20 protein-coding genes are annotated in these 21,229 nt (G+C 64.4%); 11 read left to right on the top strand and 9 right to left on the bottom strand.

Annotated elements, in window-relative coordinates; all coding sequences use genetic code 11:
- Window positions 1-117 precede the first annotated feature (117 nt).
- Both KMZ68_RS12050 and KMZ68_RS12045 read right to left on the bottom strand, forming a co-directional pair.
- The gene (locus KMZ68_RS12050; RefSeq protein WP_215615972.1) at window positions 118-570 is read right to left on the bottom strand and encodes a DNA polymerase III subunit chi; all 453 of its coding nucleotides are present in this window, start codon (window positions 568-570) and stop codon (window positions 118-120) included.
- Between the two features lie 23 nt (window positions 571-593).
- The gene (locus KMZ68_RS12045) at window positions 594-2,096 is read right to left on the bottom strand and encodes a leucyl aminopeptidase (protein WP_215615971.1); all 1,503 of its coding nucleotides are present in this window, start codon (window positions 2,094-2,096) and stop codon (window positions 594-596) included.
- 349 nt (window positions 2,097-2,445) lie between these two features.
- Between KMZ68_RS12045 and lptF the strand changes: the two genes are divergently transcribed.
- The 8 genes from lptF (at window position 2,446) to KMZ68_RS12005 (ending at window position 12,256) form a co-directional block, all read left to right on the top strand.
- Window positions 2,446-3,612, top strand: a complete 1,167-nt coding sequence (gene lptF / locus KMZ68_RS12040; protein WP_215615970.1) for an LPS export ABC transporter permease LptF — start codon at window positions 2,446-2,448, stop codon at window positions 3,610-3,612.
- Entirely contained in the window at window positions 3,609-4,706 is a 1,098-nt protein-coding gene (gene lptG / locus KMZ68_RS12035) for an LPS export ABC transporter permease LptG (RefSeq protein WP_215616298.1), read from the top strand. The genes lptF and lptG overlap by 4 nt, the downstream gene beginning before the upstream one ends.
- Window positions 4,707-4,777: 71 nt before the next feature.
- Window positions 4,778-7,201 carry an LPS-assembly protein LptD gene (locus tag KMZ68_RS12030; protein ID WP_371741472.1) on the top strand — a complete coding sequence of 808 codons (2,424 nt, stop codon included), beginning with the start codon at window positions 4,778-4,780 and terminating at the stop codon, window positions 7,199-7,201.
- A gap of 79 nt (window positions 7,202-7,280) precedes the next feature.
- The gene (locus KMZ68_RS12025; protein WP_249779597.1) at window positions 7,281-8,219 is read left to right on the top strand and encodes a SurA N-terminal domain-containing protein; all 939 of its coding nucleotides are present in this window, start codon (window positions 7,281-7,283) and stop codon (window positions 8,217-8,219) included.
- A 3-nt stretch (window positions 8,220-8,222) separates the two neighbouring features.
- Window positions 8,223-9,227, top strand: coding sequence for a 4-hydroxythreonine-4-phosphate dehydrogenase PdxA (gene pdxA / locus KMZ68_RS12020; protein WP_215615967.1), 1,005 nt, complete (start codon window positions 8,223-8,225; stop codon window positions 9,225-9,227).
- Window positions 9,224-10,084, top strand: coding sequence for a 16S rRNA (adenine(1518)-N(6)/adenine(1519)-N(6))-dimethyltransferase RsmA (gene rsmA, locus KMZ68_RS12015; protein WP_215615966.1), 861 nt, complete (start codon window positions 9,224-9,226; stop codon window positions 10,082-10,084). Before pdxA ends, rsmA begins: the two co-directional genes overlap by 4 nt.
- Before the next feature lie 14 nt (window positions 10,085-10,098).
- A complete protein-coding gene (locus KMZ68_RS12010) occupies window positions 10,099-11,157 on the top strand; it encodes an alcohol dehydrogenase (protein WP_215615965.1) in 1,059 nt (352 codons plus the stop codon).
- Window positions 11,158-11,320: 163 nt separating this feature from the next.
- Window positions 11,321-12,256, top strand: coding sequence for a hypothetical protein (locus KMZ68_RS12005; RefSeq protein ID WP_215615964.1), 936 nt, complete (start codon window positions 11,321-11,323; stop codon window positions 12,254-12,256).
- A gap of 6 nt (window positions 12,257-12,262) precedes the next feature.
- Here the strand turns inward: KMZ68_RS12005 and gmk are convergent, their stop codons facing one another.
- From gmk to fabD, 7 genes are all read right to left on the bottom strand, one after another.
- Window positions 12,263-12,922: a guanylate kinase gene (gmk, locus tag KMZ68_RS12000; protein WP_215615963.1), complete on the bottom strand. Its 660-nt coding sequence runs from the start codon at window positions 12,920-12,922 to the stop codon at window positions 12,263-12,265.
- A gap of 3 nt (window positions 12,923-12,925) precedes the next feature.
- Window positions 12,926-13,813, bottom strand: a complete 888-nt coding sequence (locus KMZ68_RS11995) for a YicC/YloC family endoribonuclease (RefSeq protein ID WP_215615962.1) — start codon at window positions 13,811-13,813, stop codon at window positions 12,926-12,928.
- A gap of 103 nt (window positions 13,814-13,916) precedes the next feature.
- Entirely contained in the window at window positions 13,917-15,191 is a 1,275-nt protein-coding gene (mltG, locus tag KMZ68_RS11990) for an endolytic transglycosylase MltG (RefSeq protein ID WP_215615961.1), read from the bottom strand.
- A 126-nt stretch (window positions 15,192-15,317) separates the two neighbouring features.
- The gene (gene fabF / locus KMZ68_RS11985) at window positions 15,318-16,583 is read right to left on the bottom strand and encodes a beta-ketoacyl-ACP synthase II (RefSeq protein ID WP_215615960.1); all 1,266 of its coding nucleotides are present in this window, start codon (window positions 16,581-16,583) and stop codon (window positions 15,318-15,320) included.
- 96 nt (window positions 16,584-16,679) lie between these two features.
- Complete coding sequence (locus tag KMZ68_RS11980) at window positions 16,680-16,919, bottom strand: acyl carrier protein (RefSeq protein ID WP_006610957.1); 240 nt, start codon at window positions 16,917-16,919, stop codon at window positions 16,680-16,682.
- 296 nt (window positions 16,920-17,215) lie between these two features.
- Window positions 17,216-17,953 carry a 3-oxoacyl-[acyl-carrier-protein] reductase gene (gene fabG / locus KMZ68_RS11975; protein ID WP_215615959.1) on the bottom strand — a complete coding sequence of 246 codons (738 nt, stop codon included), beginning with the start codon at window positions 17,951-17,953 and terminating at the stop codon, window positions 17,216-17,218.
- A gap of 122 nt (window positions 17,954-18,075) precedes the next feature.
- On the bottom strand, window positions 18,076-19,035 hold the full coding sequence (gene fabD, locus KMZ68_RS11970; RefSeq protein ID WP_215615958.1) for an ACP S-malonyltransferase: 960 nt from the start codon (window positions 19,033-19,035) through the stop codon (window positions 18,076-18,078).
- A 340-nt stretch (window positions 19,036-19,375) separates the two neighbouring features.
- On the opposite strand from fabD, the gene rpsF reads away from it, so the two are divergent.
- The 3 genes from rpsF (at window position 19,376) to KMZ68_RS11955 (ending at window position 21,194) form a co-directional block, all read left to right on the top strand.
- Entirely contained in the window at window positions 19,376-19,846 is a 471-nt protein-coding gene (gene rpsF / locus KMZ68_RS11965; RefSeq protein WP_215606738.1) for a 30S ribosomal protein S6, read from the top strand.
- 5 nt (window positions 19,847-19,851) lie between these two features.
- Window positions 19,852-20,091 carry a 30S ribosomal protein S18 gene (rpsR, locus tag KMZ68_RS11960; RefSeq protein WP_002711478.1) on the top strand — a complete coding sequence of 80 codons (240 nt, stop codon included), beginning with the start codon at window positions 19,852-19,854 and terminating at the stop codon, window positions 20,089-20,091.
- Window positions 20,092-20,219: 128 nt separating this feature from the next.
- Window positions 20,220-21,194: a DUF2232 domain-containing protein gene (locus KMZ68_RS11955; protein WP_215615957.1), complete on the top strand. Its 975-nt coding sequence runs from the start codon at window positions 20,220-20,222 to the stop codon at window positions 21,192-21,194.
- Window positions 21,195-21,229: the final 35 nt, after the last annotated feature.

Below are 21,229 nucleotides of genomic sequence, written 5' to 3'. Positions count from 1 at the left end.
CTAAGTTCCCAACCCTGTCGTCTAAGCGATTGTCCCACCATCACTTTGCGGCACGACCATGGCTTTGTCCAAACGCCCGGGCCGAAACTGCAGATTATCATTAATTGCCTGAGATCGCTATTCCCGCCGCTGCCACCGGCCGCGCTCGTCGGCCTGCCAATAGGTGACCTCGAACCCCCGCGACCTGCAATCGGTCCAGGCGCCCCGCGCCGCCGTCAGCGCGTTGTCGTCGTCGCCGTTGAAGACCAGGACCACCCGATCGTAGATGTGGGAGTCCGCGGGCAAAGCGGCGCTGTCGATCAGAAACCTCACATTGGCCCGGTTCGGATTGCCCTCCTCGACCGCCAGCACGATCGGCTGATCCTGCGCATCGGCGGCGCGCCAGGTGGTGTGCGGCAGGAATGAATCGTCGCGATAGGTCCACAAATGGGCGTCGAGCGCGTCGGCGCGCTCTTCCGACGTCGACTGCACCACCACCCGCCAGCCGCGCTCGAGCGATTTCTCGAGCAACGGCGGCAACACGTTCTCCAGCAACATGTCCTGCAGATGGTAGAACAAGACTTCGGTCATCGGTTTTCTGCTATTTACTTCAGCTATTTCCTGGCTTCGTAATACTCGGCGACCAGCCGATCCAGCAGGCGAACGCCGTAGCCCGAGCCCCAGCTTTGATTGATCTCGGATTTCGGCGCGCCCATCGCCGTTCCCGCGACGTCGAGGTGCGCCCACGGCGTGTCGTCGACGAAACGCTGCAGGAACTGCGCGGCGGTGATCGAGCCGCCGTGGCGGGTGCCGGTGTTCTTCATGTCGGCGAACTGCGAGTCGATCTGTTTGTCATATTCCGGACCGAGCGGCATGCGCCAGACCCGCTCCCCCGTGGTCAACCCGGCCTTGGTCAGCCGTTCGGCCAGTTCGTCGTTGTTGGAGAATAGGCCGGCATATTCGGTACCGAGCGCCACCATGATGGCGCCGGTCAGCGTTGCCAGATCGACCATGAATTTCGGCTTGAACTTCTTCGCCACGTACCAGAGCACGTCGGCCAGCACCAGACGGCCCTCGGCGTCGGTGTTGATGATCTCGATGGTCTGGCCGGACATCGAGGTCACGATATCGCCGGGGCGCTGCGCATTGCCGTCGGGCATGTTCTCGACCAGGCCGATGGCGCCGACCACATTGAGCTTGGCCTTCCGCGCCGCCAGCGCATGCATCAGTCCGACCACGCAAGCCGCACCGCCCATGTCGCCCTTCATGTCCTCCATGCTGCCCGCGGGCTTGATCGAAATGCCGCCGGTGTCGAAGCAGACCCCCTTGCCGACGAAGGCGACCGGCTGCTCACCTTTCTTGCCGCCGTTCCAACGCATCACCACCATCCGGCCGGGCTGGGTCGAGCCCTGGGCGACACCCAGCAACGCGCCCATGCCGAGTTTGGTCATTGCCTTGACGTCGAGGACCTCGACATCGACGCCGAGCTTCTTGAGCTGGCTGGCGCGGCGCGCGAATTCCACCGGATAAAGCACGTTCGGCGGCTCATTGACGAGCTCGCGCGCCATGATGACGCCGTCGACGACGTGCGCACGCGGCGCAAAGGCCTTCCGCGCAGCGGCCACATCGCCGACCGCGAGCGAAACTTCGGCGCGCACGGCGGCGTCCTCGCCGTCCTTCTTTTTGGTCTTGTAGCGATCGAATTTATAGGCGCGCAGCCGCAGCCCCGAAGCCACCGCAGCCGCCTGCTCCGGATTCATCACCCCATCGGGCAATTCCGCCACGATCATCACGGCGGCATTGCCGCCGAGCAGCTTGCCGGCGGCCGCGCCGCCGAACTTGAGAAAATCGTTGTCCTTGAGGGCTGAGAGCTTGCCGGCGCCGACGACGATCAGGCGGGAGGCCTTGAGCGCCTCCGGCGCCAGAATATCGAGCGTGGAGCCGCTCTTGCCCTTGAATCGGTTGGCATCCGCCGCCCGCTTGACGGTATCGGCCGCCGCCCCCAGCACCTTGCGCGTTTCCGCGCCGAATTTCAGCGTGTCGTCGCAAAACACCACGAGAATGCCGCGCGGGGCGGTGGAAAACGGAACGAAGCCGACCTTGACGGCGTCGGACATGGGCAAATCCTCCAAGAATCAGGGCTGTCGCTGGGTCGGGAATCCGCCAGGCGGTGTTTCAAATGGCTCCTTCGGCTGTGCTGCACATCCGTCAAGAGCGTGGTCCGCAGCACTATGGCCTGTCCGCCGCCGCGCTGCCAAGCGCCGCAGTGGCTCCAGAGCCACATAACGCGAATTATTAACCATATCTGGAACGTGCCTTGGCTCAGCCATTTTGTTGACGGATCAAAGGGATGGTAGTGAGACTGTGAGCCGGCAGGACGACTGCGGCGCGGCCAAAGGGGATCCCGGTCTCGGGAGTGGTCGCGAACCGCGGTTTTGGCTCGCAAGGTGGGATCGTGCGGTAGCGATGGGGTCGATCGACAAGTACATTTTTCGCACGACGCTGGCGTCGTTTGCGCTGATTCTGGTCAGCCTGACAGGGGTGATCTGGATTACGCAGGCGTTGCGCGGCATCGACCTGATGACCAGCCAGGGCCAGACCATCGTCACCTTTCTCGGCATCACCGGTCTGGTGATTCCCGCGCTGGTGCTGATCATTGCGCCGATCGCCCTGATGATCGCGATCTCGCATACCCTGAACAAGCTCGCGACCGACTCCGAGATCATCGTGATGAATGCGGCGGGCTTCTCGCCATTCCGGCTGTTCCGCCCGTTCTTCTACGCCACCTGCGTGGTGGCGCTCCTGGTCGCCTTCATCGCCTCCTACATGGCGCCCGACGGCATGCGCCGGATCAAGCAGTGGGACGCCGAGATCACCGCCGACGTGCTCACCAACATTCTGCAGCCCGGCCGCTTCGCCCAGCTCGACCAGAACCTCACGATCCGCATCCGCGAGCGCCAGCCGGGCGGCATCCTCGCCGGCATCTTTGTCGACGACCGCCGCGACCCGAAGGAACGCATCACCATCATTGCCGATCATGGAACGATCCTGAAGAACGAGAGCGGCTCGTACCTGGTGCTCGAGGACGGCAATCTCGAACGTTTCGAGGCCGGCAAGCGCGATCCAGCGCTGGTGGCGTTCGGCCGTTACGCCTTCGACATGTCGAAATTCCAGAAGGGCCGCGACTTCACGCTCGGAATCCGCGAACGCTACATCTGGGAATTGCTGTCGCCCTCCCCTGACGATCCGGTTTACCAGCAATTGCCCGGACAGTTCCGCGCCGAATTGCACGACCGCTTCCTCGCGCCGCTCTACCCCTTCGCATTCGCGGCTTTGACTTTCGCGTTCCTCGGCACGCCGCGCACGACGCGCCAGAGCCGGAATTTTTCGATCGGCGGTTCGATCTTCGCCGTGTTCGGGTTGCGCATGGCGGGATTCGCCTGCTCCGTCATGACGGTGAAACAGCCGCTCGCCGCCCTCGTTCAGTACCTGATGCTGTTCGCGGCGATCGGCGGCGGGATGTGGATGATCCTGGCCGGCGTGGTGGTGGAACCGCCCGCGGCCCTGATGGAAGCCATCAACAGGTCGAACGAGCGTATCCTTCGGCTGTTCGGGCGGCCCGCCACAGCATGAGCATGATGACCAACACGCTCGGGCGATATTTTGCCGGCCGCTTCGTGATCTCGGCGGTCGGCGTGTTCTTGAGCATTTTCCTGCTGCTCGTGCTGGTCGATTACATCGAAATGGTCAGAAAGACGTCGGGGCTGGCTTCGGCCTCCGCCATCACGGTCGCGCAAACGTCGCTGTACCGCGTCCCGCAACTGCTCGAAAAGATGATGCCGTTCTGCGTCCTGATCGGGGCGATGACCTGCTATCTCGCGCTGTCGCGGCGGCTCGAACTCGTGGTCGCCCGCGCCGCCGGCGTTTCGGCATGGCAGTTCATTGCCCCGGCGCTGGCAAGCTCGATCGTGCTCGGGGCCCTGGCGACCGTCGCCTACAATCCGATGTCCGCCAACTTGCGCGAACTCTCCAAGCGGATGGAGGCGGAACTGTTCGGCTCCGCTCCCGGCGGCGGGATCCAGGATGCTTCCGGCTTCTGGCTCAACCAGGTCAGCAACGACGGCCAATGGATCATCAATGCCGCCCGCAGCGAGCAGCAGGGCGTCCGGCTGACCGGGTTGACGGTGTTCAGGTTCGATAACGACTTCCAGTTCAAGGAACGAATCGAGGCGCGCGAGGCATCCCTCGAGGAAGGCCGCTGGGCATTCAAATCAGCGCGCCGATTCTCCCTCGACGCCCCCCCGGTCGACCAGGAAGCCTTCTTCATCCCCACCACCCTGACCCCCGCCCAGGTCCGCAACAGTTTTTCGACCCCCGAAACTGTGTCTTTTTGGCAACTACCGGGCTATATCCGATCATCCGAAAGTTCCGGATTTGCGACCGCCGGGTACCGGTTGCAGTACCACAAGCTCATTGCGCAGCCGTTTTTGCTGGCCGCAATGGTGATGCTGGCGGCCTCGGTGAGCCTGCGCTTCTTCCGCTTCGGCGGCGTGCAAAAGATGGTTTTGAGTGGCGTGGGCGCGGGCTTTCTGCTCTACGTTCTGTCGAAAGTAACTGAGGATTTGAGCAAGGCTGAGTTGATGCATCCGATCGCTTCGGCGTGGCTGCCCGTGTGTGTGGGCGGCCTCACCGGCTTTTTGGCCTTGCTGTACCAGGAGGACGGGTAGTGGCCGTTGTCGCCGCCCGCCAGGAAAGGCTGTCCGCGTTCCGGCGGCGCACGCTCGTGCGCCGCCACTGGATGCGCTCGACCGTGACCGCCGGACCCGTTTTGGCCGTGGTTTGCGGGCTGGTTCTGGCTGCCGTAATCGGCGTTGCCGGCACCGCGCCGGCGTCCGCCCAGAGCTTTACCTACAATCCGAGGCCTCCCAAGCCCGCGCCGGTGCGTCCAGCCAATGACGGGCAGATGCTGGTCCAGGCCGTCGAGGTCGATTACGACTACAACAATCAGCGGGTTGCGGCGGTCGGCAACGTGCAGATGTTCTACAACGGCACCAGCGTCGAGGCCGACAAGGTGGTCTACGACCAGAAGACCAAGCGGCTCCACGCCGAGGGCAACATCCGCATGACCGATGCGGAAGGCAAGGTCACCTACGCCAACATCATGGATCTGAGCGACGATTACCGTGACGGTTTCGTCGATTCGCTGCGCGTCGACACCGCCGACGCGACGCGCATGGCGGCAACCCGCATGGACCGCTCCAGCGGCAACTACACCGTGTTCGAGAACGGCGTTTATACCGCCTGCGCGCCTTGCAAGGACGATCCGAAGAAGCCGCCGCTGTGGCAGGTCAAGGGCGCGCGCATCATTCACGACCAGACCGAGAAGATGCTCTACTTCGAGAATGCGCAGCTCGAATTCTTCGGCGTTCCGATGGCCTATCTGCCGTATTTTTCGACGCCCGATCCGACCGTGAAGCGCAAGACCGGATTCCTGATGCCCGGCTATTCCACGGTTACGGCCTACGGATATGGCGTCGAAACCCCGTTCTACTGGGCGATCGCGCCGGACTACGACGCAACCTTCAACCCGCGTTTCACGACCCGGCAAGGCGTGTTGTTCCAGGGCGAGTTCCGCCAGCGGCTGATCAACGGATCGTATCAAATACGCGGCTACGGCATCGACCAGCTCGACCCCGGCGCCTTTGCAGGCCAGCCCGGCGATCGCCAATTCCGCGGCGGCGTCGACACCAAGGGCCAGTTCGCGCTCAACGACAAATGGGTGTGGGGCTGGGATGGCGTCCTGCTCTCGGACTACGCCTTCTTCACGGATTACAGGCTGTCCCAGTACCGGGATCCGCTGGGCTCGTTCCTGAGCCTGCCGACCGAGGCGATTTCGCAGCTCTATCTGACCGGCGTCGGTAACCGCAGCTTCTTCGACGCGCGCACGATCTACTATCTCAGTTTTTCGGGCCTCCAGGACAAGGTTCCCGTCATTCATCCGGTCATCGACTATTCGAACGTGATCAACAGCCCGATTTTCGGCGGCGAGGTCAGCTACAAGACCAACTTCACCAGCCTGTCGCGGAGCACCGCGGCGTTCGACCCGATCACGACGCTCGCAAACACCAGCAGCCTGTGCACGACCGCCTCTGCCGACCCGCTGGCGCGGCTGCCCAGCCAGTGCCTGCTTCGCGGCGTACCCGGCACTTACACGCGCCTGACTGCCGAGGCGCAATGGCGGCGCTCGTTCACCGATTCCATCGGCCAGATCTGGACGCCGTTTGCCATCATCCGCGCCGACGCGATCAGTGCCTCGATTTCGAACCAGCCCGGCGTCTCGAATTTCCTCCCGGTCGGCGACACTGAGGCGCTGCGCCTGATGCCGACCGTCGGCATGGAATATCGCTATCCCTTCATCAACGTTCAGCCGTGGGGCTCCACGACGATCGAGCCGATCGCACAGATCATCATTCGTCCCAACGAAACCTATGCCGGCCGGTTCCCCAACGAGGACGCGCAGAGCATGGTGTTCGATGCCAGCAACCTGTTCGCCGTCGACAAGTTCTCGGGCTACGACCGCGTCGAAGGCGGCGGCCGCGCCAATGTCGGCGTGCAGGCCACCACGCAATTCGACCGTGGCGGCTCCATCAATGTGTTGTTCGGCCAGTCCTACCAGCTGTTCGGCCTGAACTCGTACGCGGTGGCGGACGTGACCAACACCGGCCTCGCCTCCGGCCTGCAGACTTCCCGCTCCGACTATGTCGGCCGCGTCAATTATTCGCCGAACCGGACTTACACGTTCAGCGTTCGCTCGCGCATGGACGAGGCCACGCTGAATATCAATCGTTTCGAGGCTGAAGGCCGCGCCAGCTTCGACCGCTGGTCGGTCAGCCTGCTGTACGGCAATTACGCCGCGCAACCCGAACTCGGCTACCTGACGCGTCGCGAAGGATTGCTCGGCACCGGCTCGATCAAGGTCGCCGCAAACTGGGTAGTGACGGGTGCGGCCCGCTGGGATCTTGAAGCCAACAAGGTCAATCAGTACATCGTCGGCGCCGGCTACGTGGACGACTGCTTCGTGCTCGCCGCCAACTACGTGACGTCCTACAGCTACTCTGCGGGCACCACGCCGCCGGTACTCAGTCACTCGTTCATGTTGCAGATCGGCCTGCGGACGCTTGCCAACTCGTCCTCATCGGGCGGCGCCAGCGGCTTACAATAAGGCCGGCTTCGATGTCGCCGGAGGATCATTCCCGCATCGCGGATCCACTTCGAATCGGGTTGATATAGCGAATATGACCATGACGAGCCCTACGCTGTTTCACCGCTTTTGGTCTCTCATCCTGGGTTGCGCCACGGCCCTGATCCTGATGGGCGCCGGTTCGCCGCTGCAGGCGCAGACCGTCGCCGTCATGGTCAACGGCGAGCCCATCACCAACTACGACATCGAACAGCGGGGCAAGCTGAACTTCCTGACGACGCGCAAGCCCGCCGTCCGCCAGGACGTGATCAATGAACTGATCGACGAAAAGGTGAAGATCAAGGAAGGCAAGAAATTCGGCGTCGACCCGTCCGTCTCCGATATCGATCAGTCCTATGCGTCGATGGGCGCGCGGATGCGCCTGGCGCCCGACCAGCTCACCAAGTCTCTCGAAAGCCAGGGCATCCGTCCGGAGACGTTGAAGGCACGCCTGAGGGCCGAGATGGTTTGGAGCAGCCTGATCCGCGGGCGCTACAGGCAGAGCCTCCAGGTCGGCGAAAAGGACGTCGCCGCCGCCGTGCAGGCCGGCGGCAACGAGAAACTGGAGATAGAGGCCTTCGAATACCGGCTGCAGCCGGTCGTGTTGATCGTCCCGAAAGGATCGTCCCCTGCCACCCTCGAGGCACGGCGCAAGGAGGCCGAAGTGCTGCGCGGCCGCGTGCAGACCTGCGAAGAGGCCAACTCCTATTTCAAGTCGATGCAGAACGCCGCGATACGCGAGGTCGTGACCAAGACTTCGGCCGACATACCGGCTGTGCTTCGTGAAGTGCTCGACAAGACCCCTATCGGCCACCTGACCGCGCCCGAGGTGACCAAACAGGGCGTCGAGATGGTTGCGCTGTGCGGGCGGAAGACGACCACCATCGACACGCCGAAGAAAAAGGAAATCCGGGACAAGATGTTTGTCGAGAAGTACGAGGCGAAGTCGAAGTCGTACCTGCAGGAAGTCCGCAGAGCCGCGATGATCGAATATCGTTGATGCATGGCAAAGCCGCTCGCGCTGACCTCAGGCGAACCTGCGGGAATCGGGCCCGACATCACGATCAAGGCGTGGCTGCGCCGCGATGAACTGAAGCTTCCCGCATTCTATCTGCTCGGCGATCGCGACTATCTCGGTCTCCGCGCCAAGGCGCTGGGACTCGCCGTGCCGTTCGCCGACGTCCGGCCCGAGGATGCGCCCGCTGCATTCGCCGAAGCATTGCCCGTCGTCGCTACCGGCCATGCCGCAACGGCGCGGCCGGGCCATCCCGATGACAGCAGTGCGGAGGCGGCGCTGGCCTCCATTCGTCAGGCGGTGGCCGACGTCGCCGGCGGGCGGGCTGCTGCGGTCGTCACCAATCCGATCGCGAAAAGCGTGCTCTACCGCGCCGGGTTCCGGCATCCCGGCCATACCGAATTCCTCGCCGAGCTCGCGGCATCAGGCGGGCATACGCCGCAGCCGGTGATGATGCTGTGGTCGCCCGCCCTCGCCGTCGTGCCGGTGACGATCCATCTTTCGCTGCGCGAGGCGATTGCGCAGCTGTCGAGCGAGCTGATCGTCACCACGGCCCGCATCGTGGTCGCTGATCTGAAAGCCCGCTTCGGCCTCGCTCGTCCGCGTCTTGCGATATCCGGCCTCAATCCCCACGCCGGCGAAGACGGCTCGCTCGGCGTCGAGGACCAGACCATCGTGGCGCCGGCCGTCGAAATCCTGCGCGGCGAAGGCATCGAGGCCAGGGGCCCGTTGCCGGCCGACACCATGTTCCACGCCGCCGCGCGCAAGACCTATGACTGCGCGATCTGCATGTATCACGACCAGGCGCTGATCCCGATCAAGACGCTTGCCTTCGAGGACGCGGTCAACGTCACCCTGGGATTGCCGTTCATTCGCACCTCGCCGGACCACGGCACCGCCTTCGACATCGCCGGCACCGGCCGCGCCAATCCGTCGAGCCTGATCGCGGCGCTGCGGCTGGCCGCCCGCATGGCGGCGGCGCAGCCGGCATGAGCGCGATCGACGACCTGCCGCCGCTTCGCGAGGTCATTCGCCAGCATTCCCTGTCGGCCCGCAAGTCGCTCGGCCAGAATTTCCTGCTCGACCTCAACCTCACTGCGCGGATCGCACGCGCGGCAGGACCGCTGGAGGACGCGACGGTGATCGAGATCGGTCCCGGTCCCGGCGGCCTGACGCGCGCGCTGCTGGCGCTGGGCGCGCGGCGCGTCATCGCAGTGGAGCGCGACGAGCGCGCGCTTGGGCCGCTCGAACAGATCGGACGGCGGTATCCGGGACGGCTGGAGATCATCTGCGCCGACGCGCAGACCTTCGATCCACGGCCGTTGCTCGGCGGTCAACCGGCGAAGATCGTCGCCAACCTGCCCTACAACATCGCGACCGCGCTCCTGATCGACTGGCTATCGATCGAGCCGTGGCCGCCCTGGTACGACATGATGGTGCTGATGTTTCAGCGCGAAGTGGCCGAGCGCATCGTCGCGCGCGAGAACGACGAGGCCTATGGGCGGCTGGCGGTGCTGGCGAACTGGCGCACGGAGACGAAGATCCTGTTTGACATCTCTCCCGCGGCCTTCGTGCCGCAGCCCAAGGTCACCTCGTCGGTGGTGCGGCTGGTGCCGCGCAAGGCGCCTGAGCCGTGCGACCGCCGGGCGCTCGAGCAGGTGGCGGCGGCGGCGTTCGGCCAGCGGCGAAAAATGCTGCGGCAAAGCCTCAAATCGCTTTCCGTCGATCCGGCCCGGCTGGCCGCCGCCGCGCAGGTCGACGTCACGAGGCGCGCCGAAACCGTCCCGGTTTCCGGCTTTGTTGCCATGGCCCGTGAATTGATAAATATACGCGCGACAAAAACGTCCTGAAGGAGAGAAACGTCATGGCGCTGATGCGACGCCAATCACTGGTCAAATTCGATGCGCCTCTGTGCGAAACCATCGTCGAGACGCCGAAGCCGCAAGGCAGGGAAGTCCTCGTCCGCATCGAGCGCTGCGGGTTGTGCCATTCCGACCTGCACATCCAGGACGGCTATGCCGATCTCGGCGGCGGCAAGAAGCTCGACACCACGCGCGGCATGACGCTGCCGTTCACGCTGGGACACGAGATCGCGGGGATTGTCGAGGAGGTCGGCGCCGATGTTTCGAAGGATCTGGTCGGAACGAAGAAGGCGGTATTCCCCTGGATCGGCTGCGGCCAGTGCCGCGACTGTCTCAACGGCGACGAAAATCTCTGCGTCAAGCAACGCTTCCTCGGCGTCTCGATCGACGGCGGTTTCGCCAGCCACGTACTGGTGCCCGACGCAAAATATCTGCTCGACTACGATCCGCTGCCGGTCAATCAGGCGGCGACCCTGATGTGCTCGGGCGTCACCGCCTATGGCGCGCTGAAGCGCCTGGTCGACCGGCCGCGCCAGCGCAATCTGTTGCTGATCGGCCTCGGCGGCGTCGGCATGATGGGACTGTCGTTCGCGCAGGCGATGTTCAAGCAGAAGATCTCGGTGGCCGATCTCAGTCCGGCGGCGCGGGACACGGCATTGAAGAATGGCGCCGCCGTCGCCTACGATCCTTCCGAAGCGGATGTGGTCAAGCGCATCGTCAAGGAAACCGAAGGCGGCTTCGACGGCGTCGTCGATTTCGCCGGCAACGAGAAGTCGATGGCCTTTGCGGTCGCCGCGGTGGCGCGTGGCGGCAAGATCGTGGTCTCCGGGCTGATGGGCGGCAATTTCAGCCTGCCGATGGTGCAGTGGGTCTACAAGCGCATGACCATCGAGGGCTTCATGGTCGGGACGCTGGCCGAAGGCCAGGAACTGATGGCGCTGGCGCGTGCCGGCAAGATCAAGCCGACGCCGATGAAGGAAGAGCCGATGGGCGACGTCCAGAAGTGGATCGACGAATTGCGCGCCGGCAAGGTCGTCGGACGCATCGTGCTGACAAACTGACCGGTTCCGGGCGGCGGTTTTTTCAAGCTGCCGCCCAGGCTCGCGGGAACCCTTTGCGGGCCTAAATTAAGCCCTACCCCCTCCGGAATTGCGGCTCATTGCCACCCAAGTCTTTGGCAAGATTTGGAGCATGAAGCGTCGCGTATCATCACCGGAGAAGCACATGTCCAAACGAGCCGCGAAAATCGTCTCGGCCGTCTTCGCCAGCCTTCTCGCCGGCATCCCTTTCGCAACAATTTCGCACGGCGCGCCGGAAGTGGCCGATAGCTGTCTCGCCGGGCCGAAGGGCGCGCCGCCGCAGGGCGGCCATTGGTATTACCGCATCGACCGCGTCACCAAGCGCCAGTGCTGGTACCTCGGCGACGAAAAGGAAAAAGTTTCGCGCGCCGCGCCCGAAACATCACCGCCGGACCATTCGGTTTCTCCGCCCAAGGATGCCGGCACGCAGCGCTCGATCGCGAATGCACGCGCCGAGTTGCCGTTGCCGCAGACCCGCGTCGAGCAGGGCACCAGCGTGTTCGCCGGCCAGCGGGCGCCGGCTGCAACCGCGGATGCGGCGTCCCCCCGGAATAATCAGCGGGTGAACGCGGTCGATGCCGACGGCCAGCGATCGGTTGTCGCGTCGCGCTGGCCTGAGCTGGCGGCCGCGAATTCATCGCCTTCTCCTGCACCGTCGGCGGTCGATACGGCAGCCAGACCGCAACAAACCGCGGAGGCCGCGCCACCGCCCGCCATTGCCGCGGCCACACTCGCCACTGCGGACGCGTCAGCTGCGAAACCATACGGCTCGGTACAGATGCTGCTGATCGCCCTGATCGGCGCGTTGTCGGTGGCGAGCCTGATCGCAAGCGCGATCTTCAGGTTCGGCGGCAGGCGGCGAGCCGGCCGGCGCAACGTCAGGGGCAACCGCCGCGTCAACTGGGATATCCCGAGAGCCCATCGCCCATCGCTGTCGGAGGAAGCCCGCGCCACCAAATCGATGCGCGAAATCGACCGGCTGCCGGAGGGCAGCCTTCCCCGCGAGGCGTTCAAGGCGGATGATCCGAATGAAAGAACCGTGCGAATGCTGGCGCGGCTGGCGCGAAGCGCGGCGAACTGACGGCGTCTATTTCTCGAGCTGCCGCTGCAGCTCGCGCACGAACGTCGTCAGGCCGGTGCGGCGTTCGCGCTTCAGCCGCTCGGCCTTCAGGATCGACTGCACCTCGGCGAACGCGTCATCGATCGCGTGGTTGATGACGATATAATCGTATTCCGCCCAGTGGCTCATTTCGTGGCTGGCCCGGCTCATCCGTCCCCGGATCACCTCGTCGGAGTCCTGCGCGCGGGAGTGCAGCCGCTTTTCGAGTTCGGCTGCCGACGGCGGCAGGATGAACACGCTGACGACGTCGTCGCGGGCTTTTTCCCGCAATTGCTGGGTGCCCTGCCAGTCGATGTCGAACAGCACGTCCTGCCCCGCCGCCAGGGCGGCCTCGACCGGCGCCCGCGGCGTGCCGTAGCGGTTGTCGAACACCGTGGCCCATTCCAGGAGTTCGTCGCGTTCCGCCATCGATTCAAATTTTGCCTTGTCGATGAAATGATAGTCGCGGCCGTCGACTTCGCCCGGCCGCATCGGCCGCGTGGTCGCGGACACCGACATCTTCAGGCCGGGCGTCTGCTTGATCAGCAGCCGCGACAGCGTGGTCTTTCCGGCGCCCGATGGCGACGACAGCACGAACATCAGTCCGCGCCGTTCAACCCCGTCGAAGCCGTGGCCGCCAGCCATCATCTGTCACTCCAGGTTCTGGACCTGTTCGCGGAACTGCTCGACCACGTTCTTCATCGCAAGGCCGGTATTGGTCAACTCGATATCGTTCGACTTGGAGCAACAGGTATTGACCTCGCGGTTGAATTCCTGCGCCAGGAAGTCGAGCCGCCGTCCGACCGCCCCGCCCTTGCCGATCATCTCGCGGGCCTGCGCGACGTGCGAGGCGATGCGGTCGAGCTCTTCGCGGATATCGGCTTTGGTCGCGATCATGATCGCTTCCTGATTGAGCCGGTCGGCGTCGAAGCGGTCGGAGGTCTCGAGCAAGGCCTCGATCTGCTCGGCGAGCCGCGCCCTGATCGCCTCGGGCTTGCGCCCCGGCGCGGCCTCGGCCTTCCTGGCCAGTCGCTCGATCTCGTCCATTCGCTGCGACAAGACCTGCCCGAGCGTCACGCCCTCGCGGCGCCGCATCTCGACGAGATCGGCCAGCGCCTGCTCGAAGGCCGCAAAGGCTGCGGTCCTCGCGGCCTTGTCCTCTTCCTCGTTGCTTTCGGGCTCGACCACCTCGATGACGCCCTTGATCGCCAGCAGGCCGTCGATGCTCGGCGCCACCGCGTCGATCTTGCCGGCGAGCGCATGGGCCACCTTGATCACCGAGGCGAGCACATCTTCATTGATGCGGATGGTCGAGACCGCGTTGGCGCGCTTGACGTTCAGATTGGCGTAGACCGTGCCGCGCGACAGCACCTCGCCGGCGCGCTTCTTGGCCAGGGCCTCGAGATCGTCCCATCCGGGCGGCAGCCGCAGGCGCAGGTCGAAGCCCTTGGCATTGACCGACTTCAATTCCCATTCGAACGTGTAGGGTCCGCTGGCGCCGTGGCTTCGGGCAAAGCCGGTCATGCTCGACAACGCCATTGCTGGAATTTCTCCTGAGGTACGGGAGTGAGACTCGCCAGAAACTGCTTAAGCCTAAAGCGTTTCCGGCCAAAGTGGAATTCGGTTGCAGCGACCGCCGGCGCTAGCGCTGCACCACCGGCGGGGACGCCGTCGACTGCGCCGCGCCCTGCCGGGCCGGAGCGGCCGGCGGGGCCGCGCGGACGGGCTTCTTCGGCGCAACCGGCCTGGGCGTCGCGGCGGTCGGGTTGGTATCGGCCGGCGCGCCGGCCGCGGCCGGCTGGGCCTCTTCTGCCGGAGGTTCGACGGTGTCGTTCTGGATCTGCTTTTCGATCGCACGCAGCTTGGCGACGTTCTTCTGATGCTGGTCGTAGGTTTCGGTGAAGGTGTGGCCGCCGGTGCCGTCGGCAACGAAGAACAGGTCGCGCGTGCGCGCCGGATTGGCCGCAGCCTCCAGCGAGGCGCGTCCAGGATTGGCGATCGGTCCGGGCGGGAGCCCATCGACCACGTAGGTGTTGTACGGCGACGGCTGCTGGATTTCGGAGCGCTTGATCGGCCGGCCCAGCGTGCCCTTGCCGCCGACCAGGCCGTAGATGATGGTCGGATCCGACTGCAGCTTGATCTTCTGCCGCAACCGGTTGACGAACACCGCGGCGACACGGCTGCGTTCGTCCGGCTTGCCGGTTTCCTTCTCGATGATCGAGGCCAACGTCACCAGCTGCTCCGGTGTCCTGACCGGAATATCGGGATTGCGGCGATCCCAGATTTCCGCCAGCACGCGTTTCTGGGTCTGCTGCATGCGCTGGATCACCTGCTCGCGCGTGGTGCCGCGCGGAAACTTGTAGGTCTCCGGCAACAAGGTGCCTTCGCGCGGCATTTCCCTGACCGAGCCGGCAAAGATGTCGTTCTCAGAAAGGCGGGCCACGATCTGCTCGGAAGTCAACCCTTCCGGAATCGTCACGGCGTGCTGGACCACCTTGCCTTCAACGATGGTGCCGATGACGTCGCGCAGGCTGGCGTTCTTCTGGAACGAATATTCACCGGGCTTCAGTTCGGAGCTCGCCTTCAGTGCGAACACGCCGCCAATGAACGCCCAGGGATTGACGTCGATCACGCCTTCGCGCTGCAGGACGTCGGCGATGTCCCGCTTGCCGGCCCGCGCCGGAATGTTGACGATCTTGTCTTCCTTCAACGGACCAGGCGCCTCGAGCAGCTGCTTGCCGTAGACATAGGCGCCGCCGGCACCGATCATGGCGACCAGCAGGATGGTGATGATCGCGTTGCCGACCACCACGAACGGGTTGCGGGCACGGTCGGACCGCTTCGGCGGCGGCGGAACCTGCTCCGGCTCCAGCGCAGCGCGCGGGCTACGTGGCGAAATGGGCGGCCTCTCACTCATCGATGCAACCTGAATCCTGTCGGTTTGATCGCGGCCCGGCAAATCCCTGCCATGCCAATAGCATACGCCCGTGTCTAGGAATTATCGCCGAATACGGCAAAACGGTGGAGTCGTTCTAATCACACGCTAGTTGGTCACACGCTGCACGATCACGGATGCGTTGGTGCCCCCGAAACCGAACGAATTCGACAACGCGACATTGATTTCGCGCTTGCGCGGGGCCAGCGGCACCAGGTCGATCGCCGTTTCCACCGACGGGTTTTCGAGATTGATGGTGGGCGGGGCGATGTTGTCGCGGATCGCCAGGATGCTGAAAATCGTCTCGATCGCGCCGGCCGCACCGAGCAGATGTCCGGTCGACGATTTGGTCGACGACATCGACACCTTGGAGGCGGTGTTCCCCAGCAGTCGCTCGACCGCGCCGAGTTCGATTTCGTCCCCGACCTGCGTCGAGGTGCCATGCGCATTGATGTAGTCGACATCGGAAGGCGTGATTCCCGCGCGCTTCATCGCCGCACTCATGCTGCGGAATGCGCCGTCGCCGTCCGGCGATGGAGAAGTGATGTGGTAGGCGTCGCCGGACAGGCCGTATCCGGTGACCTCGGCATAGATCTTGGCGCCGCGCCTTTTTGCGTGCTCGTATTCCTCCAGCACAACGATCCCGGCGCCTTCGCCCATCACGAAGCCGTCGCGGTCCTTGTCGTAGGGGCGCGAGGCCTTTTCCGGAGTTTCGTTGAAGCCGGTCGACAACGCCCGGGCGGCGCAGAAGCCCGCCATCGACAGCCGGCAGATCGGCGATTCCGTTCCGCCCGCCACCATCACGTCGGCATCGCCGAGCGTGATCAGCCGGCTGGCGTCGCCGATCGCATGCGCCCCGGTGGAACATGCGGTCACCACCGAATGATTGGGACCCTTGAGGCCATGCTCGATCGAGACGTAGCCCGAAGCCAGATTGATCAGCCGGCCGGGAATGAAGAACGGCGACACCTTGCGCGGTCCGCGCTCCTTCAACAGCAGCGCCGTATCGGCGATGCCGGACAGGCCGCCGATCCCCGAGCCGATCATGGTGCCGGTGGCGCAGCGCTCTTCTTCGGTGGACGGATGCCAGTTGGCATCATCGAGCGCCTGGCGCGCCGCGCACATGGCGAAAATGATGAAATCGTCGACCTTGCGCTGATCCTTCGGCTCCATCCACTGGTCGGGGTTGAAGGAACCATTAGAGCCGTCGCCGCGCGGAACCACGCAGGCGATCCGGCTGGTCAGATCGGACACGTCGAACGTGTCGATCTTCCTGGCGCCGCTCTCGCTATTGAGGATGCGCTTCCAGGTCGGCTCGACGCCACAGCCGAGGGGCGTGACCATGCCGAGGCCTGTGACGACAACCCGCCTCATATCCAGCACTCCAGCCCAAAATTCGCGGCCCACAACAAGAAACCGGTGGACCGCTCGACCACGGCCCGTCCGGCTTCCTCAGCACCGCGCGGGGCGTCAGCTCTTCGCGTTCTTTTCAAGAAATTTTGTAGCGTCGCCGACGGTCAGAATCGTCTCCGCGGCATCGTCGGGAATCTCGCAACCGAACTCTTCTTCAAACGCCATCACGAGCTCGACAGTATCGAGGCTGTCCGCGCCGAGGTCGTCAATGAAGCTCGCGTTGTCGACCACTTTTTCGGGTTCAACACCAAGGTGTTCGACCACAATCTTCTTAACTCGCTCGCCAATCTCACTCATCGTTCAACCTCGTCCTTGTTCCATTAGACCCGTCCCCAAGACGCTACGAGCCATCGTGGTCGTTAAACTTCCTTCGCAATCGCGCATAGTCTTGATTTGGCCCCGTGATAGCGACGAAGGCCCGGCGAACGACGGCAGGCTCCCGCCCGCCAATATACAGGGTTTCAAATTCCTGCAATGGCGTTCTTTGCCCATCCGTTGCTGGTTCGGTTACCATACTTCCCAAGCCTTGACTACACGCCTCGATCAACCCGCCGAAACCGTCCCTCGCCTTGTGGACGGGGCCGTTAACCGGTTCAAAACATGGCCATTCCGCCATTGACGTGGATCGTCTGTCCGGTGACGTAAGCGGCTTCGTTGGAGGCCAGATAGACCGCCGCCGCGGCGATGTCGTCCGGCGTTCCGAGCCGCGCGGCAGGGACCTTCGACAGGATGGTTTCGCGCTGCTTGTCGTTCAGCGCATCCGTCATCGGCGTCTTGATGAATCCCGGCGCAATGCAGTTGGCGGTGACGTTGCGCTTGGCGTATTCGGCGCCCAGCGTCTTGATCATGCCGATCAGCCCGGCCTTCGAGGCCGTGTAATTGCCCTGCCCTGGATTACCGGTGACGCCGACGATCGAGGTGATGGCGATGATGCGGCCGAAACGCTTGCGCATCATCAGCTTGGTTGCGGCCCGGGAGAGGCGAAAGGTCGCGGTCAGATTGACCTTGATGACCTCGTCCCAGTCCTCATCGCGCAACTGCACGAACAGATTGTCGCGGGTGATGCCGGCATTGGCGACCAGAATATCGACCTGGCCCATCGCGGCCTCCGCCGCGGGCACCAGCGCCTCGACCTCGGCGCTGTCGGAGAGATTGCACGGCAACACATGAACGCGTTCGCCCAGTTTGCCGGCGAGCGTATCCAGCACCTCGCGCCGCGTTCCGGAAATGGCCACCGTCGCGCCCTGCGCGTGCAAGGCTTGCGCGATCGCATTGCCGATGCCGCCGGTCGCGCCGGTGACGAGCGCCGTCCTGCCAGTCAGATCGAACATCAATATCTCCTCTCGACCGCCTTGCGCCTGTCCGGTTCTGACCGAATCAGAACCGAGGCTCTAATCTTTGTTTCGACGCGTGTTCTTTACGCGAACCGGTATCCACTTCGCTCGAAAACGCTTCAGGCCGAATGCGCGGCCGCCAGCGCCTCCTTTGCGGCGGCAATATCGCCGGGCCCGCCCACTGAAATTCCGACCGCGCCGTCGGCGATGCGCTTGACCAGCCCGCTCAGCACCTTGCCGGCGCCGATCTCGAAAAACCGCGTGACCCCGTGGCTCGCCATGTAGGCCACCGACTCGCGCCAGCGCACGGTGCCGGTAACCTGCTCGATCAGGCGGCGGCGGATCTCGTCGGGATCGGTAATCGGCGCGGCCAGCACGTTCGACACGACAGGCGAAGCCGGCGGCCTGATGGTGACGCCGGCCAGCGCCGCGGCCATCGCATCGGCCGCGGGTTGCATCAGCCTGCAATGAAATGGCGCCGACACCGGCAGCAGCATGGCGCGCTTGGCGCCCTTGGTCTTGGCGATATCGAGCGCGCGCTCGACCGCCGCCTTGTCGCCGGACACCACGACCTGCCCGCCGCCATTGTCATTGGCTGCCTGGCAGACCTGACCCTGCGCGGCCTCGTCGGCAACGGCGACCGCTGCCTCGTAGTCGAGGCCGAGCAGAGCCGCCATCGCGCCGGCGCCGACCGGCACCGCCTTCTGCATGGCTAGGCCGCGGGTGCGCAGCAGGCGCGCGGTATCGGAGATGCTGAGGCTGCCGGCGGCGGCGAGCGCGGAATATTCGCCGAGCGAATGGCCGGCCACGAAGGCGGCGTCCCGCCCGACCGAGAAGCCGGCCTCGGACTCCAGGACCCTCAAAGTGGCCAGCGAGACCGCCATCAAAGCGGGCTGGGCATTTTCGGTGAGCTGCAGGGTCTCGGCCGGGCCGTCCCAGATGATGGCGGTCAGCTTTTCGCCGAGCGCCGAATCGACCTCATCGAAAACCGCGCGCGCCGCCGGAAATGCGTCCGCCAGGGCCTTGCCCATGCCGACTGCCTGGGAACCCTGCCCCGGAAATGTGAATGCTGCCGTCATCGGCGCTCCCTGAACGTCCCGATCCCTAAAGTTGGGCCGAAAGACACCGCGGGGGACGGTTATGTCAAGCCAAGCGGCGGTTCTGCGCCCCTTTTGGCGCAAAAGGCGGGCCGGTTTCCCTTGCCATCCGGCCCAAAATCCTTATAAACCGCGCCATCCGTGGATCCCGGCCGGGAGCTGAACGGACGGTCTCAGCAATTTCACCTTTTCGGCGATTTTGATGCGGCAGGGCCAGTCGGTCCGTCGTCCCGTGCTTCCGCCTTCTGAGCATATCGAGTCCTTTCCGGAGGGTTCGAAGGGCTTGCCGCCGGGAACCGCGCCAACACAGGAAAGGACACCCATGCCTCTTTATGAGCATGTTTTTCTCGCGCGTCAGGATGCGAGCACCCAGCAGGTCGAAGAACTGACCACCCAGATGACCGGCATCGTCGAAGGTCTCGGCGGCAAGGTCGTGAAGATGGAAAACTGGGGCGTACGCTCCCTCACCTACCGCATGAACAAGAATCGCAAGGCGCACTTCGTGCTCCTGAACATCGACGCGCCCTCGGCGGCGGTCGCCGAAGTCGAGCGCCAGGAGCGGATCAGCGAAGACGTGATCCGCTATCTCACCGTTCGCGTCGACGAGCACGAGGAAGGCCCCTCGGCAATGATGCGCAAGGCCGATCGCGACCGTGATCGCGACGACCGTGGCGGCGGTTTCCGGGGCGACCGCGAAGGCGGCTTCCGCGGCGACCGCGAGGGCGGTGGCTATCGTGGCGATCGTGGTCCGCGCCGTCCGCGCGAAGACGCCGAAGCAGCGGTTGAGGAGTAAGAATCATGGCTGAAGCTGGTGCACGCCGTCCGTTTTTCCGCCGCCGCAAGACCTGTCCGTTCACGGGTCCGAACGCGCCGAAGATCGATTACAAGGATTCCAAGCTGTTGATGCGTTACGTGTCCGAGCGCGGCAAGATCGTGCCGAGCCGCATCACCGCCGTATCCGCCAAGAAGCAGCGTGAACTCGCGCGCGCCATCAAGCGCTCGCGTTTCCTCGGTCTGCTGCCTTACGTGATCCGCTAAACAACTCCTCGACCGGCGGCATCGCTGCCGCCGGTCGACGCTATTCATAAGGCTTCCGGGTCGTCCGGTTGCCGATGGTTGGGGTTCTCAAGGGAGCCTCTAACCGCTCGAAGGGAGCGGGACAGCTGATGATCATGATCGTCCTCATTGCAATCGCGGCCGGCTGCGCGTCGGCGCTGATGTTCGCCTCGATCGTATCGGGCGCGCTGATCTCGCTATTGCTGTTCTATCTGGCGCCGCTGCCGCTGATGGTGGCAGGCCTTGGATGGGGCCCCCTCAGCGCCACCATCGGCGGGATTGCCGCCGCCACCGGGCTCGGCGCGATCTTCGGCCTGCCCTATTGCATCGCCTTTGTCCTCACCGTCGCGCTGCCTGCCTGGTGGCTCGGACACCTCGCGCTGCTCGGCCGTCCCATGGACAATTCTGTCCCCTCCGGCAACGGCGCGACGCCGGTTACGCCTGCTTTCGAATGGTATCCGATCGGCCGCATCCTGCTCTGGATCGTGGGCTTTGCCGCACTGACCACGATGGCAGCCCTGCTGACGCTCGGCAGCGACGCCGACACCATCACCGGCGCACTGAAGCGCGGCTTGATGCGCATCCTCGGCCCGCGCAATGCGACGTCGCGCGGCGAGATCGAACGATGGGTTGATGCGCTGGTGATCATTGCGCCGGCTGCGGCCGCGATCGTCGCGATGATGACGCTGACGCTCAATCTCTGGCTCGCCGCACGAATCACGTCGACGTCGGGACGGCTGCACCGCCCCTGGCCCGATCTGAAAAGCGCCGAACTGCCGCCGATGACGCTGGTGGCGCTGTCGATCGCGATCGCGTTCTGCTTTACCGGAGGCTTGCTTGCGATCCTGGCGCAGATCGTCAGCGCGGTCCTGATGATGGCATACGCGATCACCGGCTTTGCCGTCTTGCACACGCTGACGCTGGCCTTGAAGAGCCGCGCGCTGTGGCTGAGCTGCGCCTACGCGATCGTCGTGGTGTTCGGCTGGCCGGTTCTGGCGATGGTGGCGCTCGGCGTTGCCGACGCCATCTTCGGATTTCGCCAGCGTTATCTGCAAGGGAGGCCGCCGCCGCTCCCTGCGTCCTGAATCCACACTTCACTGCAACCTCACAGTACTCATCA

The sequence above is a fragment of the Bradyrhizobium sediminis genome, from assembly GCF_018736105.1.
Classification (GTDB): Bacteria; Pseudomonadota; Alphaproteobacteria; order Rhizobiales; family Xanthobacteraceae; genus Bradyrhizobium.
The sequence above is the reverse complement of the archived record's forward strand: the minus strand, read 5'-3'. Positions and strand labels throughout refer to the sequence as shown.

Excerpts from the sequence above, each read along its gene's own strand:
- KMZ68_RS12050 (WP_215615972.1), bottom strand. The coding sequence starts at position 570 with ATGACCGAAGTCTTGTTCTACCATCTGCAGGACATGTTGCTGGAGAAC.
- KMZ68_RS12045 (WP_215615971.1), bottom strand. The coding sequence starts at position 2,096 with ATGTCCGACGCCGTCAAGGTCGGCTTCGTTCCGTTTTCCACCGCCCCG.
- lptF (WP_215615970.1), top strand. The coding sequence starts at position 2,446 with ATGGGGTCGATCGACAAGTACATTTTTCGCACGACGCTGGCGTCGTTT.
- lptG (WP_215616298.1), top strand. The coding sequence starts at position 3,609 with ATGAGCATGATGACCAACACGCTCGGGCGATATTTTGCCGGCCGCTTC.
- KMZ68_RS12030 (WP_371741472.1), top strand. The coding sequence starts at position 4,778 with ATGCGCTCGACCGTGACCGCCGGACCCGTTTTGGCCGTGGTTTGCGGG.
- KMZ68_RS12025 (WP_249779597.1), top strand. The coding sequence starts at position 7,281 with ATGACGAGCCCTACGCTGTTTCACCGCTTTTGGTCTCTCATCCTGGGT.
- pdxA (WP_215615967.1), top strand. The coding sequence starts at position 8,223 with ATGGCAAAGCCGCTCGCGCTGACCTCAGGCGAACCTGCGGGAATCGGG.
- rsmA (WP_215615966.1), top strand. The coding sequence starts at position 9,224 with ATGAGCGCGATCGACGACCTGCCGCCGCTTCGCGAGGTCATTCGCCAG.
- KMZ68_RS12010 (WP_215615965.1), top strand. The coding sequence starts at position 10,099 with ATGGCGCTGATGCGACGCCAATCACTGGTCAAATTCGATGCGCCTCTG.
- KMZ68_RS12005 (WP_215615964.1), top strand. The coding sequence starts at position 11,321 with ATGTCCAAACGAGCCGCGAAAATCGTCTCGGCCGTCTTCGCCAGCCTT.
- gmk (WP_215615963.1), bottom strand. The coding sequence starts at position 12,922 with ATGATGGCTGGCGGCCACGGCTTCGACGGGGTTGAACGGCGCGGACTG.
- KMZ68_RS11995 (WP_215615962.1), bottom strand. The coding sequence starts at position 13,813 with ATGGCGTTGTCGAGCATGACCGGCTTTGCCCGAAGCCACGGCGCCAGC.
- mltG (WP_215615961.1), bottom strand. The coding sequence starts at position 15,191 with ATGAGTGAGAGGCCGCCCATTTCGCCACGTAGCCCGCGCGCTGCGCTG.
- fabF (WP_215615960.1), bottom strand. The coding sequence starts at position 16,583 with ATGAGGCGGGTTGTCGTCACAGGCCTCGGCATGGTCACGCCCCTCGGC.
- KMZ68_RS11980 (WP_006610957.1), bottom strand. The coding sequence starts at position 16,919 with ATGAGTGAGATTGGCGAGCGAGTTAAGAAGATTGTGGTCGAACACCTT.
- fabG (WP_215615959.1), bottom strand. The coding sequence starts at position 17,953 with ATGTTCGATCTGACTGGCAGGACGGCGCTCGTCACCGGCGCGACCGGC.
- fabD (WP_215615958.1), bottom strand. The coding sequence starts at position 19,035 with ATGACGGCAGCATTCACATTTCCGGGGCAGGGTTCCCAGGCAGTCGGC.
- rpsF (WP_215606738.1), top strand. The coding sequence starts at position 19,376 with ATGCCTCTTTATGAGCATGTTTTTCTCGCGCGTCAGGATGCGAGCACC.
- rpsR (WP_002711478.1), top strand. The coding sequence starts at position 19,852 with ATGGCTGAAGCTGGTGCACGCCGTCCGTTTTTCCGCCGCCGCAAGACC.
- KMZ68_RS11955 (WP_215615957.1), top strand. The coding sequence starts at position 20,220 with ATGATCATGATCGTCCTCATTGCAATCGCGGCCGGCTGCGCGTCGGCG.